The 16,377-nt window shown below is 67.3% G+C and carries 12 protein-coding genes; 4 read left to right on the top strand and 8 right to left on the bottom strand.

The window, feature by feature from the left end:
• Positions 1-5: 5 nt before the first annotated feature.
• Complete coding sequence (locus AC5P5V_RS10660; RefSeq protein WP_231352203.1) at positions 6-1,769, bottom strand: dermokine domain-containing protein; 1,764 nt, start codon at positions 1,767-1,769, stop codon at positions 6-8.
• Between the two features lie 10 nt (positions 1,770-1,779).
• On the bottom strand, positions 1,780-2,379 hold the full coding sequence (locus tag AC5P5V_RS10655; protein ID WP_061478003.1) for an NfuA family Fe-S biogenesis protein: 600 nt from the start codon (positions 2,377-2,379) through the stop codon (positions 1,780-1,782).
• 90 nt (positions 2,380-2,469) lie between these two features.
• On the opposite strand from AC5P5V_RS10655, the gene AC5P5V_RS10650 reads away from it, so the two are divergent.
• From AC5P5V_RS10650 to zupT, 3 genes are all read left to right on the top strand, one after another.
• The gene (locus AC5P5V_RS10650; protein ID WP_021203009.1) at positions 2,470-2,820 is read left to right on the top strand and encodes a 4a-hydroxytetrahydrobiopterin dehydratase; all 351 of its coding nucleotides are present in this window, start codon (positions 2,470-2,472) and stop codon (positions 2,818-2,820) included.
• On the top strand, positions 2,817-3,233 hold the full coding sequence (locus AC5P5V_RS10645; RefSeq protein ID WP_005417613.1) for an energy transducer TonB: 417 nt from the start codon (positions 2,817-2,819) through the stop codon (positions 3,231-3,233). The genes AC5P5V_RS10650 and AC5P5V_RS10645 overlap by 4 nt, the downstream gene beginning before the upstream one ends.
• 97 nt (positions 3,234-3,330) lie before the next feature.
• Positions 3,331-4,140 carry a zinc transporter ZupT gene (gene zupT / locus AC5P5V_RS10640; protein WP_049417245.1) on the top strand — a complete coding sequence of 270 codons (810 nt, stop codon included), beginning with the start codon at positions 3,331-3,333 and terminating at the stop codon, positions 4,138-4,140.
• Positions 4,141-4,487: 347 nt separating this feature from the next.
• Here zupT and AC5P5V_RS10635 read toward each other — a convergent pair whose 3' ends face one another.
• The gene (locus AC5P5V_RS10635) at positions 4,488-5,462 is read right to left on the bottom strand and encodes an RluA family pseudouridine synthase (protein ID WP_061478005.1); all 975 of its coding nucleotides are present in this window, start codon (positions 5,460-5,462) and stop codon (positions 4,488-4,490) included.
• Positions 5,463-5,869: 407 nt separating this feature from the next.
• Between AC5P5V_RS10635 and AC5P5V_RS10630 the strand changes: the two genes are divergently transcribed.
• The gene (locus AC5P5V_RS10630) at positions 5,870-9,103 is read left to right on the top strand and encodes an Rne/Rng family ribonuclease (protein ID WP_231352204.1); all 3,234 of its coding nucleotides are present in this window, start codon (positions 5,870-5,872) and stop codon (positions 9,101-9,103) included.
• 167 nt (positions 9,104-9,270) lie between these two features.
• Here AC5P5V_RS10630 and AC5P5V_RS10625 read toward each other — a convergent pair whose 3' ends face one another.
• From AC5P5V_RS10625 to AC5P5V_RS10605, 5 genes are read right to left on the bottom strand one after another with little or no spacing between them, the layout of a single operon-like run.
• Positions 9,271-10,155: an endonuclease/exonuclease/phosphatase family protein gene (locus AC5P5V_RS10625; protein ID WP_134968722.1), complete on the bottom strand. Its 885-nt coding sequence runs from the start codon at positions 10,153-10,155 to the stop codon at positions 9,271-9,273.
• A 2-nt stretch (positions 10,156-10,157) separates the two neighbouring features.
• The gene (locus AC5P5V_RS10620) at positions 10,158-13,325 is read right to left on the bottom strand and encodes a discoidin domain-containing protein (RefSeq protein WP_134968723.1); all 3,168 of its coding nucleotides are present in this window, start codon (positions 13,323-13,325) and stop codon (positions 10,158-10,160) included.
• Positions 13,322-14,158 (bottom strand): carbohydrate ABC transporter permease, encoded by an 837-nt coding sequence (locus tag AC5P5V_RS10615; RefSeq protein WP_005417620.1) that lies wholly within the window; start codon positions 14,156-14,158, stop codon positions 13,322-13,324. Before AC5P5V_RS10615 ends, AC5P5V_RS10620 begins: the two co-directional genes overlap by 4 nt.
• Positions 14,155-15,036, bottom strand: coding sequence for a carbohydrate ABC transporter permease (locus AC5P5V_RS10610; RefSeq protein ID WP_005410323.1), 882 nt, complete (start codon positions 15,034-15,036; stop codon positions 14,155-14,157). The genes AC5P5V_RS10615 and AC5P5V_RS10610 overlap by 4 nt, the downstream gene beginning before the upstream one ends.
• Positions 15,033-16,373, bottom strand: a complete 1,341-nt coding sequence (locus AC5P5V_RS10605) for a sugar ABC transporter substrate-binding protein (RefSeq protein WP_061478009.1) — start codon at positions 16,371-16,373, stop codon at positions 15,033-15,035. Before AC5P5V_RS10605 ends, AC5P5V_RS10610 begins: the two co-directional genes overlap by 4 nt.
• Positions 16,374-16,377 lie beyond the last annotated feature (4 nt).

The following is a 16,377-nucleotide window of genomic DNA, read 5'->3' as shown; positions in this document are numbered from 1 at the left end:
CCGTCCTAGCGGCTCCCGTTGTCTTCCTGCAGTTCCTTCTTGAACGGGATGTCCGGCGGTGGTCGTGCCACGGCCGGCTGGTCCTGCATGTTGGGGTTGGTCAGGCCGCAGCCGCCACCGGCCTGCAGGATCGAAATGACGCAGGAGATCTTCGAGTTGGTGCCCGGCAACGGAATCTCCATCGCCTTGACGCCCTTGCGCACCCATTCGGCCAGCAGCGATTCCTGTGGCACCCAGTACTTGTCGAACGACGTCGGCGTGTAGTCGTACGGCGGACGTTTCAGCCATGTGCCCGATTGCGCGATGCGCTCCTTGCTCCAGCCGTCGTTGGCGCCACCGGGCGCACCGCGCTCGGCATGGCCATCGCCGTCCTGGCCTGGCACGCGCACGCTGCCATCGGCATTGAACAGGCCATTGCCCTTGCCGGCACTGCTGGCCTGGCGGGCGCCACTGCTGGCACCGTCACGGTTACGGCTGGAGGAACCCCAGTCGTCGCCCTTGGCAGGCGTGGCCCAGTTGCCTGGATTGGGCGCCGGGCGCGCTCCGGCGTTTGCCGGTGTGCTGCCGGAGGCCGACGGACGCGTGCTGCTGCTCGTCTGCGCCGCGCTGCCTTGCGCCGCAGCCGCAGGCGTCACGGAGGCACTGCCACTGGAGGATGCCGGTGCCGCCGCCGGTGCCGGGGCCACTTCACGCTCCCGCACCTGTACATCACGACCGGTGGGCGCGCGTACGGCGGGCTCACGCCCGGCCACCGCCGCCATCCGCACCTGCGGATCGGCCACGGCCTGCACTTCACGTTCACGCACCTGCACGTCCTGCTGTGGCACGCGCACCTGCATTTCAGGGCTGCGCAGCGGTTTGGGCGCGACGGGCGCTTCGACGATGCTGACTTCGCGTTCGCGCACCTGGATGTCACGCACCTGCGGCGTGCGCACGGCCAGTTCCGGGCTGCGCATCTGGCTTGGCGTCGGCGGCGCCTGCACCGGCTGCACGCTGCGCTCGCGCACAGCGGGCGTGCTGTCACGTGGTACGACGCTGACTTCGGTTCGCGGCACGCTGACCGGCGGCACCACGAAATCCGTGCTGGCCTGCGCCACCTCGGTGGCCTGGACCGGTGAAGGCGGCGGCGCGGCAACCGGCGCCGGCTCGGCTTCGGCTGGCGGAGGAGGAGGAACACTGGCGGTCGGCGCGGATGCAGGGGAAGATGCGGCGGCTTCGGCAGCCGCCGGACGCGGGGCAGGAGCTGTGGCGGCGTCCGCCTGCTGCCCCGTCGCAACCCGACCTGCCGCAGCGGCCGCAGCGACTTCGGCGCCGGGCTGATCACCCCCGCCTTCCTGGGTCGCGCGGCCGACGAACTCCACCTGCACGCGCTCGCCCTCGGCGCCCTCTTCGTCTGGCGCAGTGGTGCGGATCACCGCCACCCACAGCAGGAGCATGAAGAACAGCAGGTGCAGCAGTGCGCTGATCAGCGCCGAGGTCCAGCGCATCCAGCGCTGGTCGCGCGGCGCAGCGTCCCAGTCCTGCCAGAACAGACGGCGCAACGCCTGACACGGTGACAACTGCGGCGATTGGCCTGGCCGGCCGGGCAGCGGACGCGGCAGCAATACCGCAATCACTTCGCTGGCATGCAACGGCCGCGGCAGCGGCCCCAGCGAGCGCAGCCACAACGCCCAGCCATAAGGCAGGCGCGTGGTCTTCTCAAGGACGGCGCGGGGCTGCTGGCGCGCCAGCAGCAGATCGATGAGTTGCTCGGCCCGGGTCAGAGGCACGCGTCAGCGATCAGGCGACGTTGTCGCGCGGGATGTACGGCGCGTGGCCGCTGTCGTGGTCGGTCGCGTCGCGCACGGCGGTCACGCCCGGCACGCGGCCCATCAGGGTCTTTTCGATGCCCTGCTTGAGCGTCACGTCGGCCATGCCGCAGCCCTGGCAGCCACCACCGAAGCGCAGCAGCACCACGCCGTCGGCCGAGACTTCCTGCACGGCCACCTTGCCGCCATGCGAGGCCAGCTGCGGATTGACTTCGTTCTCCACCACCCAGTGCACGCGCTCGACCAGCGAGGCCGCATCACCGGGCGCTTCACCCTTGATGCGCGGCGCCTTGATGGTCAGCTGCTGGGCACCGGCGGTGCCGGCGACGATGTCGATCTCGGCACCGTCGAGCCAGCCAACGCTGCCGGCATCGACATAGAGGGTGAAGCCATCGCAGTCCACCGCCCACTCGTCGCCCAGCAGGTCGGCGGGTTCGGCGAATTCCAGCCGGGCGTCGGCGCGCGGGGTACCGGGGTCGACCGCGCTCAGGCGCACGCCCATGCCAGGCACGCCCTCGCGTTCGATCAGCTTGCGGAAATGGGTCTGGGCAGTGTCGGAGATCTGGATCATCAGGCTATTCTAGCCAAGTAAGCGTCAGCCGCTCATTCGGTTTATACACCGTCCGGCGCATTGTTCAGTCAACACGAGGTGGAGATTCCCATGGCCGACCTGATTCCACTGGCCCAGGCCCGTTGCGTGCCACGCAAAGGCAGCGACCACAAGCTCGGCGAAGCCCGCCTGGCCGAACTGCTGCCGCAGGTTCCCGGCTGGGAACTGAGCGAGGGCGGGCAGGCCCTGACGCGCACCTTCCGCTTCAAGGATTACTACGCCACCATGGCCTTCGTGAACGCGCTGGCCTGGATTGCCCATCGCGAGGACCACCATCCGGACCTGGGCGTGCACTACGACCGCGCGGTCGTGCGCTTTTCTACCCACGACGTGGGCGGTCTGAGCGAGAACGACTTCATCTGCGCGGCAAAGACTTCGGCCCTGACGGAGCAACTGCCATGAACGTACGCTTGCTGAGCCTGTCCCTGATCGCTGCGACCGGCCTGGCCGGCTGCGGCTCGTCCGAACCGCCGGCACCACCGCCGCCACCGCCGACCGAAGTCGCAGCGGTGAAGACGCCGCCGCCGCAGTACCCGCTTGAACTGGCCTGCATGGGCGTGGGCGGCACCAGTACGTTCAAGGTGACCATCGGCACCGACGGCAAGCCGAGCGAGGTCGCCCTGCTGACTGGCGCGGGCAACCCGCAGCTGGACGAACTGGCCAAAACCGCCGTGCAGGGCTGGCAGTTCAAGGCCGCGACACGCAATGGCCAGCCGGTGCCGGCCACCATCCAGGTGCCGGTCAGCTTCAACCCGCCGCAGCCGAAGCCGGACCAATGCTTCGCCATTGAAGAGCGCCTGCGTCGCGGCGGCTGATCGCACGCACCCGACGAGGCCAGCCGGCGCCCGCCTCGCCCTCGCCGCCCCGGCCCTGTCCGGGGCGGTTGTCTGTTGACCAGGACTGCGTCGGTAGATGCTGCAGATTCCCCCCGAAAACATCTGGATTGCGCTGGCGGTCACCCTCGCGGCCGGCCTCGCCACTGCGATCGGCAGCCTGCTGGTGCTGTTCTCGCGCCGCCCCAGCCCGCGCCTGCTGGCGTTCGGCCTGGCCTTCGCCGGCGGCGCGATGGTCTATGTGTCGCTGTCGGAAATCCTCAACAAGTCCATTGCTTCGTTCGCACTGGCCCATGGCGAGCGCACCGGCTTCACCTACGGCACCCTGGCGTTCCTGCTGGGCGTGATCGTGATCGTGCTGATCGACCACTTCATTCCCAACCCGCATGACAGCCTGGACAAGCAGGATCCCGCGTTCCGCGAAAACAGCCGCGAGTACCTGAAGCGGGTCGCGCTGCTGACCTCGGTCGCGATCACCGCGCACAATTTCCCGGAAGGGCTGGCGACCTTCTTCGCCACGCTGGAAAGCCCGTCGGTGGGCATGCCACTGGCCTTTGCGATTGCCATCCACAACATCCCCGAGGGCATCGCGATCGCGGTGCCGGTGTACTTCGCCACCCAGAACAAGGCCTATGCGTTCAGCGCCAGCCTGCTGTCGGGCCTGGCCGAGCCGGTGGGCGCCGCGCTCGGCTACTGGTTGCTGTCCGGGTCGCTGTCGCACGCCACCTTCGGCTGGGTGTTCGGGCTGATTGCCGGCGTGATGGTGTTCCTGGCGCTGGATGAGCTGCTGCCGGCCGCCAAGCGCTATGCCAAGGGTCACGAGACCGTTTATGGGCTGGTGGCGGGCATGGGCACGCTGGCGATCAGCCTGGTGCTGTTCAAATGGTGAGGGGTTTGCGGCCGACGGGCTGAGCCCCCTCGCGGCTGGTACGTCCCACAGTATCGAGAGGTCACGGGCGGGTATGGGCCTACGCTGCGGATGTCCGGGTCCGCCTTGTAGCGAGCCGAGCACCGCAGGTCCGGCGAGGGCGAAGAGGCGCGGGTGTCTGAGCGCAGCGCGTTCCGCGCCGTCCCTCGGCGGACCGAGGAGCGCAGGGCACCGGCGCGCGGCGCCTGCTCGCGGATGGCGGCGTGTTTCTTTGGTTACTTTCTTTGCACGAGCAAAGAAAGTGACAAGCCCACTCTCCGTAGGGAAGCGACGGCGCCGACCGAGCACCCGGCGGCGCCGAACCGCCGTCAGCGCAGGCGGTCCAGCGCCTCGACCAGCTCATCCGCCAGCGGCGCGTTCAGCACATACGGGCTCTTGCCGTCGTCCAGTGCAAACTCCAGCGAGGCCGCGTGCAGGAACAGGCGCTTCAGCCCGATCTGCTCACGAAGCCGCTTGTTGACCGCAGGATCGCCGTATTTGTCGTCACCGGCCACCGGATGGCCCAGATGCTGGGCATGCACGCGGATCTGATGGGTGCGGCCGGTTTCGATGCGCACCTCGCAGTACGACTGGCCGCCGCGGCGCTCCAGCACCCGGAAGTGACTGATCGATTCCTTGCCGATGGCATTGACCTGTACATGGCGCTCGCCGCCCTGGCGCAGGCCCACGTGCAGCGGCGCGTCGACGGTCATCACGCCGTCCGGCATGCGGCCGGCCAGCAGGGTCAGGTAGCGCTTGCGGATGCCGGCGCCGTGGTCTTCACGCAACAGCGCCTGCAGTTCGCTCAGCGCCGAACGCTTCTTGGCCACGATCAGCAGGCCCGAGGTGTCGCGATCCAGCCGATGGACCAACTCCAGTGTCTGTCCCGGGCGCAACGCGCGCAGGGTCTCGATGGCACCGAAGCTGATGCCGCTGCCGCCATGGCTGGCCACGCCGGAGGGCTTGTTCAGGGCCAGCAGCCGGGCGTCCTCGAAGACGATGGCCTGCTCCAGGCGCCGCATGAACGCCTCTGGCGGGGCGGCCTTGTCTCCTTCCTCGCTGAGACGGACCGGCGGCACACGCACCTCATCGCCCGCCTCCAGCTTGCGCTCGGCCTTGGCGCGGCCGCCGTTCACCCGAACCTGCCCGCTGCGCACCAGCTTGTACACCAGGCTGCGCGGGGCTCCCTTCAGCTGGCCGAGCAGGAAGTTGTCCAGGCGCTGGCCGGCGCGGTCGGCGGGAACGGTGATCATGCGCACGGAAGGCTTGTCGCCAGCGGGTTTGGTCGGGTCTTGGGCGGTCATCAGGCTGTTTATTCTGTTACACTCGGGGGGCGAGATAAGGGATTGATTTCGTTGGAAGTTACTCAGGGCCAGAAGCCCAGCTTCCGACGAATCCGGCACAGTGCGCGACCACCGCCCGCGGGGCGGCCATGTTAGCGGCTCACCGGCCTTCCCGGCCATCGCCGGATGCCTGACACGCAACCGTGCTGAACATGTCCCGCGTGGCGCTCCAGCCTGGCTGACAGCTGCCTGCGGCCCTGCAACACCCAAAACCCATAAGAGTGAAGCGCTCCCGCGGCCTGCCGTGGTGTCGTAGCGCTGGAAACCCAAGCCGCCCTCCCCGCGCTTGCGCGAATGGGCGGCGAGCCGTGTCCAGAGGCGAAACCCCATGGCGTTCCGCGCGGTAGCCGCTTGCGAGGAACGCAACAATGAAGCGAATGCTGATCAACGCCACGCAGGCTGAAGAGCTGCGTGTTGCCATCGTGGATGGCCAGTCGTTGTATGACATCGACATCGAACAGCCGTCGAAGGAACAGAAGAAGTCCAACATCTACAAGGGCCGGATCTTCCGCATCGAGCCCTCGCTGGAAGCCGCCTTCGTCGAGTACGGCGGTGGCCGCCATGGCTTCCTGCCGCTGAAGGAAATCTCCCGCGACTACTTCCAGGCCGGTGTCGACCACAACAAGGCCGGCATCCGCGAGCTGCTGAAGGAAGGCCAGGAGATCGTTGTCCAGGTCGACAAGGAAGAGCGTGGCAACAAGGGCGCCGCCCTGACCACGTTCATCTCGCTGGCCGGCCGCTACATGGTGCTGATGCCGAACTCGCCCAGCGCCGGCGGCGTGTCCCGCCGCATCGAGGGCGAAGACCGTGCCGCGCTGAAGGAGGCCCTGGACAAGCTGAACATTCCCGACGACATGGGAGTGATCATCCGTACTGCCGGCGTCGGTCGCGATGCGGAAGAGCTGCAGTGGGACCTGGACTACCTGCTCAACGTCTGGCGCGCCATCGCCGAAGCCGCACTGAGCAAGCCGGCACCGTTCCTGATCTACCAGGAATCGCGCCTGATCGTGCGCGCCCTGCGTGACTACCTGCGCGCCGACATCGGCGAGATCCTGGTGGACACCGAGGAGATGTACGAGCACGCCCGCGAGTTCATGCAGCAGGTGATGCCGCAGACCCTGCGCAAGCTCAAGCACTACAAGGACGACATCCCGCTGTTCAACCGCTTCCAGATCGAGTCGCAGATCGAAGGTGCCTACGAGCGCAACGTGCGCCTGCCGTCGGGTGGCTCGATCGTGGTCGACCAGACCGAAGCACTGACCGCAGTCGACGTGAACTCCTCGCGCGCCACCAAGGGCAGCGACATCGAGGACACCGCGTTCCAGACCAACCTGGAAGCGGCCGAGGAAGTGGCCCGCCAGCTGCGCCTGCGCGACCTGGGCGGCCTGGTGGTGATCGACTTCATCGACATGGCCTCCAACAAGCACCAGCGCGAGGTCGAGAATCGCCTGGCCAACGCGCTGAAGTACGACCGTGCCCGCGTGCAGGTCGGCCGCATCTCGCGCTTCGGCCTGCTGGAAATGAGCCGCCAGCGCCTGCGCCCGAGCCTGGGCGAATCCAGCCAGATCGTCTGCCCGCGTTGCGACGGCCACGGCCGCATGCGCAGCGTCGAGTCGCTGTCGCTGTCGATCATCCGCGTCGCCGAAGAGCACGCGATGAAGGAGAACACCGGGCAGGTGCTGGTCCAGGCGCCGGTGGAGATCGCCAACTACCTGTTGAACGAGAAGCGCAGCGCCCTGCGCGAGATCGAGCAGCGCCACGAAGCGCCGATCGTGATCGTCGCCGACGAGCAGCTGCACACCCCGCACTATGCGGTCACCCGCCTGCGTGAGAACGAGCTCGGTGAAGAGAGCAGCAAGCCCAGCTACCAGCGCGGCACCCCGCGCAAGCTGCCGGTGCACGCCCTGACCAAGGGCCAGCTGAACATCCCGCCGCCGGCAGTGACCCAGGTCAAGCACACCTCTCCCGCCCCGGTGCGCGAGGAAGCGGCTCCGGCTGCAGCCGCTCCGGCTCCGGTCGTGGCAGCGCCCGTGGCGCCGGCTTCGAGCGGCGGCGTGATCGGTTGGCTCAAGCGCGTGTTCGGTGGCGAGCCGGCACCGGCGCCGGCTCCGGCCGCCCCGGCTCCGCGCCAGCAGCAGGACGGTGGTCGCAAGGACCGCAACAAGGATCGCAACAAGGATCGCAAGGACCGTCGCGACGAAAACCGTGGCAACGGTGGCAACGGCAACGCGCAGCAGCAGAAGGATGGCGGCAACCGCAAGGACCGTTCTGAGCAGCGCAACAAGGACGGCCGCAACGGCAACAACGGCAATGCCCAGCAGCAGCCGCAGCAGGGCAGGCAGAAAGAGCCGCAGCAGAAGGATGGCCAGCAGCAGCAGAACAAGCCGCGCAACGAGCAGCAGGGCCAGGGCCAGAACCAGCCGAAGCTGAAGCAGCCCAAGCAGCCGCGCCAGCAGCAGGATGGTGACAAGCCGGCCGAGAAGCCGCAGCGCAACGTCGCCGAAGCCCCGGTTGAAGGTGTGACCGCGGCAGCAGCTGTGGCCGCCAACGCCGTCGCCGCCAACGTGGTGACCGCGCAGGAAGCCACTGCACCGGTCGCCCCGGTTGCCCCGGTGGCCGCCGCTCCGGTGGACGCAGTACCGGTCGAGACCGCTGCCGGCGAGGCCGAGGTGGTTGCGGTTGCCGGTGAAGAGACTGCAGCCGACGCCCATGGCGAGCAGGCTGGCGAAGGTGCAACCCGCCGCCGTCGCGGCCGTCGTGGCGGCCGTCGTCGTCGTCGCGGTGGCGCCGAGAACGCTGCCGGTGGTGACGGCCTGGGCGATGACCAGGACGAGGGTGACGAGGGTGATGACGCCGAGGGCGTCGAGCCGAACGTCGACAGTGCCGCCCCGGCCACTCCGGTCGCCGCCGCACAGCCGACCCGTGCGCAGCCGGAATTCGATTTCGATGACGAAGCCGAACCGGTTGCTGTCGAAGCCGAGAAGCCGGTCCGTACTGCCGCCGCTGCTGTCGCCGCACCGGTGGCGGTGGTGAGCAGCGCCGTGGTCGAGACTGCCGCACCGATCACCGCCGAAGTGCCGGCGGCGGTTGAAGCCGCAGCCAAGGCAGAGCCGGTGTCCTCGCCGGTGCAGACCAGCATGCTCGATGCCATCGACGCAGCAACCCCGGCGCAACCGGTGGCTGTTGCCGCACCGGCGGTCGAAGCAAAGCCGGTCGCGGTGGAAGCAGCCCCGGTGGCTGAAGTCGCTCAGGCGATCGAAGCGAAGCCGGCGGCAGTCGAGGCTGCACCGGTGGCTGAAGCCAAGCCGGCCGCTACCGAAACCGCTCCGGTGGTAGAAGCCAAGCCGGAGATCGTTGACGCTGCTCCGGTGGTTGAAGCCAAGCCGGTCGTCGAGACCGCGCCGGTGGCCGAACAGCCGGTCGCTCCGGTGGCAGTTGAAGCTGCACCGGTGGAAGCCGCTGCCCCGGTCGCCGATGCAGTGGTGACACCGTCGATCGATCCGGTCGCCGATGGCCACGCCGATGCGGCAGCCCAGGCGGCCGAAGCCAAGGCCGACGAAGAAGACGAAGAAGGCGCCAAGCGCACGCCGCCGGCGAACTGATCGCGCTTTGATCGCGTGAAAAAACGGCGGGGATCGATGATCCCCGCCGTTTCTGTTTTTGCGCCGGGCGCGTGCAGCGCTCTGGTAGAGGCCAACCCTGGTCGGCGCCGTTGTTGGAGCGAACGCGGACACGTCCGTGCCAACCAAGGGTGGCACCTACCAGGACATCAGTGCGCCGGAGCGAATTGCAGGCGGGTCCACACGCCATAATGGTCCGAGGCCCAGCGACCGCTGTCATCGGGCTGGTCGAACAGGAGCTTGGCCTCACGTGCGACCATCGCGTCCTGCTGGAAGAAGATGTGGTCGATCCGCGAGGCCACCGGGTAGTAGCGCCTGTTCAGCGTACTGACCCCGGCCAGGTCGGTGTTGACGTGCACGCTGCCGTAGCTGTCACCGTAATGGCTGCGCAGCTCGCTCAGGTCACTGGCATCGACCAGCGCGTTGAAGTCGCCCGCGATCACCACCGGTGCGCCGGCCGAGGTGCTGGCGATGAAGCGCTGCAGGTCCTCGACCTGGGTGCGACGGATGCGCTGGCCATTTTCGTCGCTGCGCTCGTTGAAGTGGGTGGCATAGACGTTGACCGCCTTGCCGTCCACATCGATGCGCAGATGGGCGACCGTCCGGTAGTCGTCCAGCGGCTGTAGCAGGTGCTCACCCTGGGCGAGGATCGGCCGCCGGGTCAGCAGCGCATTGCCGTAACGTTTCGGCGCACCCACCGGATCGGTGGACACGAATACGTACTTGTAGCCGAGTTGGCTGGCCAGCCACTGCGCCTGGTTGCGCACGTTGCGGCGCTGGATCACCTCCTGCAGGGCAACCGCATCCGGCTGCAGGCGCTTGAGCTCGGCCAGGATGGTGCGGCGGCGGCTCGGCCAGTCCTCGCGGTCGTGATGCAGGTTGAAGGTCACCATGCTCATGCCTGGTGCGCTGGCGATGTCAGCCGCTGCCGCGGCGGTTGGCACGGCTGCCATCACGGCACCCGGCAATGCCAATGCAATGGCCAGTCCCAAGGCACGCACGGCCGTGCGCACCCTTCCCCCCTGCTGCTTCATCGTTACTGCCCCTTGCGTTCGGCGCGGCGCACCGCGCCCGGTACATCGATCTCGACCCGCGCCGGCAGCTGGTGCACGTGCAGTTCCCTGTCGGTCCATTCGGCCGCTTCGCCGTTGATGGTCGCCTCGCCCGGATCACCGGCGTACGGCCACGGCAAGACCACGCCACCGACCGGTGGCACCAGACCCGGCTGCACCTCCAGCACCAGCTGCTTGTCGCTGCGCTGCAGGCGGTAGTTGAGCTGGCCCTGCGGCGTGCGCAGGCCCTGCACAGCGATGCCCTCGCCCTGCAGCCAGGCGGTCGGAATGCCGGCGGCCAACACCAGCGCATCGTCCATGTCACGGCTGTAGGCGAACATGTCCAGGGCCGAGCGCACGAAGTCCGAGGCGACCCAGGCATGCGGCAGGTCACCGACGAAGAACGGCTTGCGCGGCGTGCGCGAGACCACTTCGGCCCACTGGTTCCAGGCCTGCGGCGCACGGTCCTTGAAGAAGAACTCAGTCGCCTGCCAGGCGCGATCGCGCCAGCCAAGGCGGACGAAGGCGGCCACGTTGCGCCACTCGTAGGGCGTGTAGTCCTTCCACTCGCGCTTGCCGTCCCGACGGGCCACGAATTCCTTCCAGTAGCGCTCGAAAGTGGCATCGAGCGCCTGCTGCGGAAGGCGCCCCTGTTCACCGCCCGGAGCCAGCGCAATGGTGGTCGAGGTCGCATCGAAATCGCCCAGCTCGGCCGAGCCCGGCAGGTAATCGATGTTGTGCTGCTGCATCGCCGACAGCAGCGAGGCCTGCAGGTCATCACGGAACTGGTCACGCGATTCGGCAATCTGCATGGCTTCGACCTTGCCCAGCTGGGCCGCCAGCGATGCCGCATCCTTGTAGCCGCGCAACGCCCAGAAATTGTCCCAATACGAATGCATCGGCTTGGCCGAATAGCCTTCGTGGCTGATCGAGGCCGGCATCATCCCGTAGAAGGCCGGGTTGCGCGCACGGTTCTCTTCGGTACGCTCGCTGGCACGCAGCTGCTCCATGTAGCTGTAAGCGCCCTGCACGTGCGGCCACATCAGCTCGGCAAAGGTGCTGTCGCCGGTGTAACGCCCGTACTCGGCGATGCTGTAGATCAGTTCGCCGTGGCTGTCATTCTCCGGCACCGGGTCGCTGCCGCGCGCATCGACACAGCACGGCACCTTGCCGTTCTCGAACTGGAACGGCGCATACCAGTTGATGTAGTCACGTACCGCGTCGCTGCGGCCCATGCGCAGCAGGCCTTCGGAAATCATCGCGCCATCGCGGATCCAGCTGCGTGCGTACGAGCGCGTGCCCGGCTGCAGGCGCGGGCCGACCCGCGAGATCAGCATGTGCGCCACGGCGGTGCGCAGGGTATCGACCAGTGCCTGGCCCGCAGCCGGTACCTGCAACGAGACCACCCCCAGCTTCTGCCGCCACTGCTCTGCGACCTGTGCCTGCGCCTTGGCCACATCCAGCGCCTGCGGCGCCCAGCCTCCGGTCTGTGGCAACACCACCGCCACTTCTCGGCTCTGGCCAGGCTCCAGCTTGATCGTATACAGCAGCGCACCGGACGCCATGCCGGTGCTGTCCTTCACCGCCGTGCTGGCCGGGTATTTCCCGGAGGCCAGATGCATCGCGTCGAGCTTGCCATCGAACGTGCTGGCGAAGCGCGCATCCGGCACCTGCAACGGATAGATGCGCGGCTCACCGTTGATGCGCACCAGCTGTTCGCCCACATCCAGCGCATCGATGCGACTGAAGCCGCCGACGGTATTGAGGAACTGGGTCGGCGGGTTCACCTGCCACGGCCGGATCGCCAGCGCCAGGGTGTACTCGTGCGCCACCTTGTCCGGATTGCTCAACCGGTAGCGGCCGATCAGCTGCGCGCGCTCCGGCGTGCCCTGCACGAAGCTGGTTACCGCCAGGCCGGCCTTCTCATGCACCCAGTCGACATTGGCGATGGGCAGGTAGCGATCCTGCAGCGACTGGGTGATGGCCACCGTCGACCAGTCCAGCAACTTGCCGTCCACGCGGATGAACGGCTCGATGCTGAAACTGCCCTTGGCCGGTTCCAGCGCACCGTCCTCGCTGATCAGTGCCTGCTCCTGGCCGCCATCGAGGCCGAGCAGCGTCCAGTACGGCTGTTCGCCCACATATGCACGCGGCAGCAAGCCGCGCGGCAGGTCGGCCGCCACCGAGGACAGGAATGCGTTCGGCGTGGCCGCGAACGCCAGCGGCTTGAGCGTGATGTCACGGATGCCATAGCGCCAGTTCGGGCCATCGTGCAGATCGAAGCGCACGTAGCGCGCGTCGGTATCCGGCAGCGCCAGCCAGTCGCGGCCGCCCGCACCGCCGGTCACCTCGCGCACGGTGCGCCAGTCCCGGCCATCCTCGGACGTACGCACGGTGTAGCGATTGGCTTCCAGGTTCGGCAGCCAGTCAATCACCGCACCGCCGATCTCGCGGCTCTTGTGCAGGTCCAGGCTGATGGTCTGCTGCTTGACCCCGCCACTGATCCAGAACGTATCGCTCTTTCCGTCAATCATCCGGTCCTGCAGCGCGGTGGCGGTGTCGGCGATCACCGATGGCACCAGCGCCGAATCATCCTGCGGCGGCAGGCCCTGCAGGGTCAGCTTGTCGAAGCACACCGTGCCGCGGCCGCCGACCTTGCTGTAGATCGTGAACTCGACCGCAGCGCTGCGCGCCATCTCCTTCTCCGGCGATGGCCCCCATGCCTTGTCGATCTGGCGACGGCGGTATTCGACCGGCGTCCACGCCTTGGGGAAGCTGTAGCCCGGACGGTTGACCCACCAGACATTATCGCCGCTGGCATCGATCAGCTTGAACTGCAGGTCGTTGCCCGGCGAATCTCCCCGCAGCTGGAAGCCGAAGCGGTAGTTGGCCGGGTACTCGATACCCAGCGCGCGGCGGATGCCGACGTAGCCCGACACCTTGTGGAAATCGTAGTCCAGGCACAGCGCGCGGCCGCCACCGGCACCGCTCACCGGCCGCAGCGAACCGCTGATCTGGTCTGACAGCACCAGCTTCCAGGCGCCGATGTCGTCGAAATCGTCCAGTACCTTCGGCGCCGGCAGTGCCGGTGGTGCGGCGATCGCCAGGGAAGTCCACAACAGGCCCAGTCCAACGGCGATCGCTCGCTTCATCCCTTGACGCTCCCCAGCAACAGACCTTGGATGTAGTACCGCTGCAGCACCAGGAACAGTGCCAGCACCGGAACCACGGTGACCACCGCGCCAGCCATCATCATTTCCACGTCCATGATGTGCTCGCGCGAGAGGGTGGCCAGCGCCACCGGCAAAGTGTAGTGCTCCTGGTCGGTCAACACGATCAGCGGCCACATGAAATCGTTCCATGCACCCATGAAGGTGAAGATCGCCAGGGTCACCAGTACCGGCTTGAGCATCGGCAGCACGATCTGGAAGAAGATGCGCAGCTCACCCGCGCCGTCTATGCGGGCCGCTTCAAGCAGCTCGTCCGGGATCGAACGCGCGTACTGGCGCACCAGGAAGATGCCGAACACGCTGGCCAGCGCTGGCACGATCACGCCGCCAAAGCTGTTGACCAGGCCCAGCTGCTTCATCAGCAGGAACAGCGGCAGCATCGCCACCTGCGCCGGGATCACCAGCGCTGCCATCAGCACCTGGAACAGGCGCTCGCGGCCAACGAAGTTGAGCTTGGCGAAGGCGTAGCCGGCCATGGTGTTGAGCAGCAGCGAACCCAGCGTGATAGCCAGCGACACCAGCAGGCTGTTGGCGAAGTTGCCGCCCATGCCGGTGCGCGCGAACAGCTCGTGGTAGTTGTGCGTGGTGATGCTCGAAGGCAGCAGTGGCGGCGGGAAATGACTGGCCTCGCCCTGCGGCATGAACGAGACCGAGAGCATCCACAGCAGCGGTGCAAGGCTGACCAGGGCCAGCACCAGCAACGCACCATTGATCATCCACGGATACCAGCGCGACTGGCCGATTTCACGACTCATACCAACTGCCTCTTGCGGCCGAAACGCAGCATCACGGTGGTCACCGCCAGGATGATCAGGAACAGCAGGAACGCCACCGCGGAGGCGCGCCCCAGGTTCCACCACTTGAAGCCTTCCTCGAACATGAAATACAGCACGCTGACGGTGCTCTGCAGCGGATCGCCGCGGGTCATGACATACGGCTCGGCGAACAGCTGGAAATAGCCGGACACGGTGATCACGCCGACCACCAGCAGTACCGGGCCGAGCATCGGCAGGGTGATGTGCAGGAACTGCTTCCAGCGCGAAGCGCCGTCGATGCGCGCGGCTTCGTACAGGTCATGCGGGATCGCCTGCAGGCCGGCGAGGAAGATCACCATGTTGTAGCCGAAGTTCTTCCACACCGCGAACAGCATGATGGTCGGCATCGCCCAGTTGGGATCACCCAGCCAGTCGATCGGACTGATGCCCAGGTGGCCCAGCCCGTAGTTCACCAGTCCATAGCTGGTATGGAACAGGTAGCGCCAGATCACCGCCACCGCCACCAGCGTGGTCACCACCGGCGCGAACAGTGCCGTACGGAACAGGGCCTTGAAGCGGGCGGCCGGTGCGTTGAGCAGCATGGCCGCGCCCAGCGACACACCGATCGACAACGGTACGCCGATCAGCACGAAGTAGGTGGTATTCCACAGCGACTTCCAGAACATCGGCGTCTGCAGCAGGTCGATGTAGTTGCCCAGGCCGACGAAGCGCAGGTTGCTGCTGTCGGCCAGTGCATAGAGGTCGAAGTCGGTCACGCTCAGCGCCAGCGCCGAGGCGACCGGCAGGCCGAAGAACACGCCCAGCACGATCAGCGAGGGGCCGGCGAAGATCCAGCCGGCCAGCGAAGTACGTTTCATTGCGCGCTCCCGGCGGCCACTGCGCTGCTCGATTGCGGCGACGGCGCGCGCTCCTGCAGGCGTTGTTGTTCATGCATCCAGCGGCGCTTGGCCAGCACCTTGTCCACGCGCTGGTCCAGTTCGGCCACGGCCTTGTCCTGCGGCAGGCCACCGCGCACCACCTTCTCGGTGACAATGCGCATTTCCTGCACGATGCGCTCCCATTCGAGCACCTTCGGCGTCGGCTTGACCCGCTCCAGCTGATCGCGGAACGCGGCGGCCAGCGGGTCGTTGGCCAGCGACGGCGCGTTCCAGGCGCTGCGGCGTGGCGGCAGGTCGCCGATGATCGAATGGAAGCGTGCCTGGATCTGCGGGCGCGACAGGAATTCGATCAGCTTCCAGGACGCCTCCTTCTGCTGCGACTTGCGGAAGATCACCAGGCTGGTGCCACCGGCGATGCCCGCGCCCGGACCGTCGGGCCCCGGCAGCGCAGCGGTGCCCCACTGTCCTTCCAGTTCCTTCGGCTGCAGTTTCTTGAACTCGCGGATGTTCCAGGGGCCGGAGATGTAGAACACGTTGAAGCCGCGGAAGAATTCATCCCAGACGTTGGAGATCTGCGTCTCGGACATCTTCGGCGCCCAGCCCTGCTCGAACATGTTGGCGTAGAAGGACAGCGTGCGGCGGAATCCCGGGCTGGCGAAATTGCCACGGGTATCGTCGTCGCGCAGCAGCGGGTCGGGCTGCTGCAGGGCCAGCGACAGCTGCTGCTCGAACTCGTTGATCGGCATCAGCACCGCGTAGCGGTTCGGACCCTGCATGCGCTTGATCGCCGCCATCTGCTCGTCCCACTCGGCCCAGGTACGCGGCGGGTGGTCGTAGCCGGCCTTGGCCAGCAGGTCCTTGCGGTAGTAGATCAGGCGCGTATCGACGTACCACGGCACGCCGACCAGCTCACCGTGGATCACGTTGGTATCCCAGATGCCCTGGAAGTAATCTTTCGGATCGACCACAGTGGAGCGCTGCACGAACGGCTGCAGCGGGGTCAATGCATCGAGTTCGGCGAACTCCGGCACCCAGGTGTTGCCGAGCTGGCACACGTCCGGCAGGCCATCGGCGGCGAACGCGGTCAGCAGCTTTTCGTGCGCGGCGGTCCACGGGATGTTCTGCACATCCACCTTGATGCCGGGATTCTCGGCCTCGAACTCGTGGATCAGCTCGCTGACCACCTCGGCTTCGCGGCCCATCGCCCAGAAGCGCACGGTGGTGGTGCCCGGTTCGGTGCGGGCGCAGCCGGCCACGGCCAGGGCGGCCAGGGCAGGCAGCGCCCAGCGGCGCAGGCGGTCGATCCAGTTCGGCATCGGG

The organism is Stenotrophomonas sp. YJH_SMC_130, assembly GCF_059369035.1.
Note: the sequence above shows the minus strand (reverse complement) of the source record. Positions and strands in the feature narration are given on the sequence as shown.

Bases quoted from the DNA above. Each gene is read 5' to 3' on its own strand.
- AC5P5V_RS10605 (WP_061478009.1), bottom strand. From the start codon at position 16,373: ATGCCGAACTGGATCGACCGCCTGCGCCGCTGGGCGCTGCCTGCCCTG.
- AC5P5V_RS10610 (WP_005410323.1), bottom strand. From the start codon at position 15,036: ATGAAACGTACTTCGCTGGCCGGCTGGATCTTCGCCGGCCCCTCGCTG.
- AC5P5V_RS10635 (WP_061478005.1), bottom strand. From the start codon at position 5,462: ATGACCGCCCAAGACCCGACCAAACCCGCTGGCGACAAGCCTTCCGTG.
- AC5P5V_RS10620 (WP_134968723.1), bottom strand. From the start codon at position 13,325: ATGAAGCGAGCGATCGCCGTTGGACTGGGCCTGTTGTGGACTTCCCTG.
- AC5P5V_RS10615 (WP_005417620.1), bottom strand. From the start codon at position 14,158: ATGAGTCGTGAAATCGGCCAGTCGCGCTGGTATCCGTGGATGATCAAT.
- zupT (WP_049417245.1), top strand. From the start codon at position 3,331: ATGCTGCAGATTCCCCCCGAAAACATCTGGATTGCGCTGGCGGTCACC.
- AC5P5V_RS10650 (WP_021203009.1), top strand. From the start codon at position 2,470: ATGGCCGACCTGATTCCACTGGCCCAGGCCCGTTGCGTGCCACGCAAA.
- AC5P5V_RS10630 (WP_231352204.1), top strand. From the start codon at position 5,870: ATGAAGCGAATGCTGATCAACGCCACGCAGGCTGAAGAGCTGCGTGTT.
- AC5P5V_RS10645 (WP_005417613.1), top strand. From the start codon at position 2,817: ATGAACGTACGCTTGCTGAGCCTGTCCCTGATCGCTGCGACCGGCCTG.
- AC5P5V_RS10655 (WP_061478003.1), bottom strand. From the start codon at position 2,379: ATGATCCAGATCTCCGACACTGCCCAGACCCATTTCCGCAAGCTGATC.
- AC5P5V_RS10625 (WP_134968722.1), bottom strand. From the start codon at position 10,155: ATGAAGCAGCAGGGGGGAAGGGTGCGCACGGCCGTGCGTGCCTTGGGA.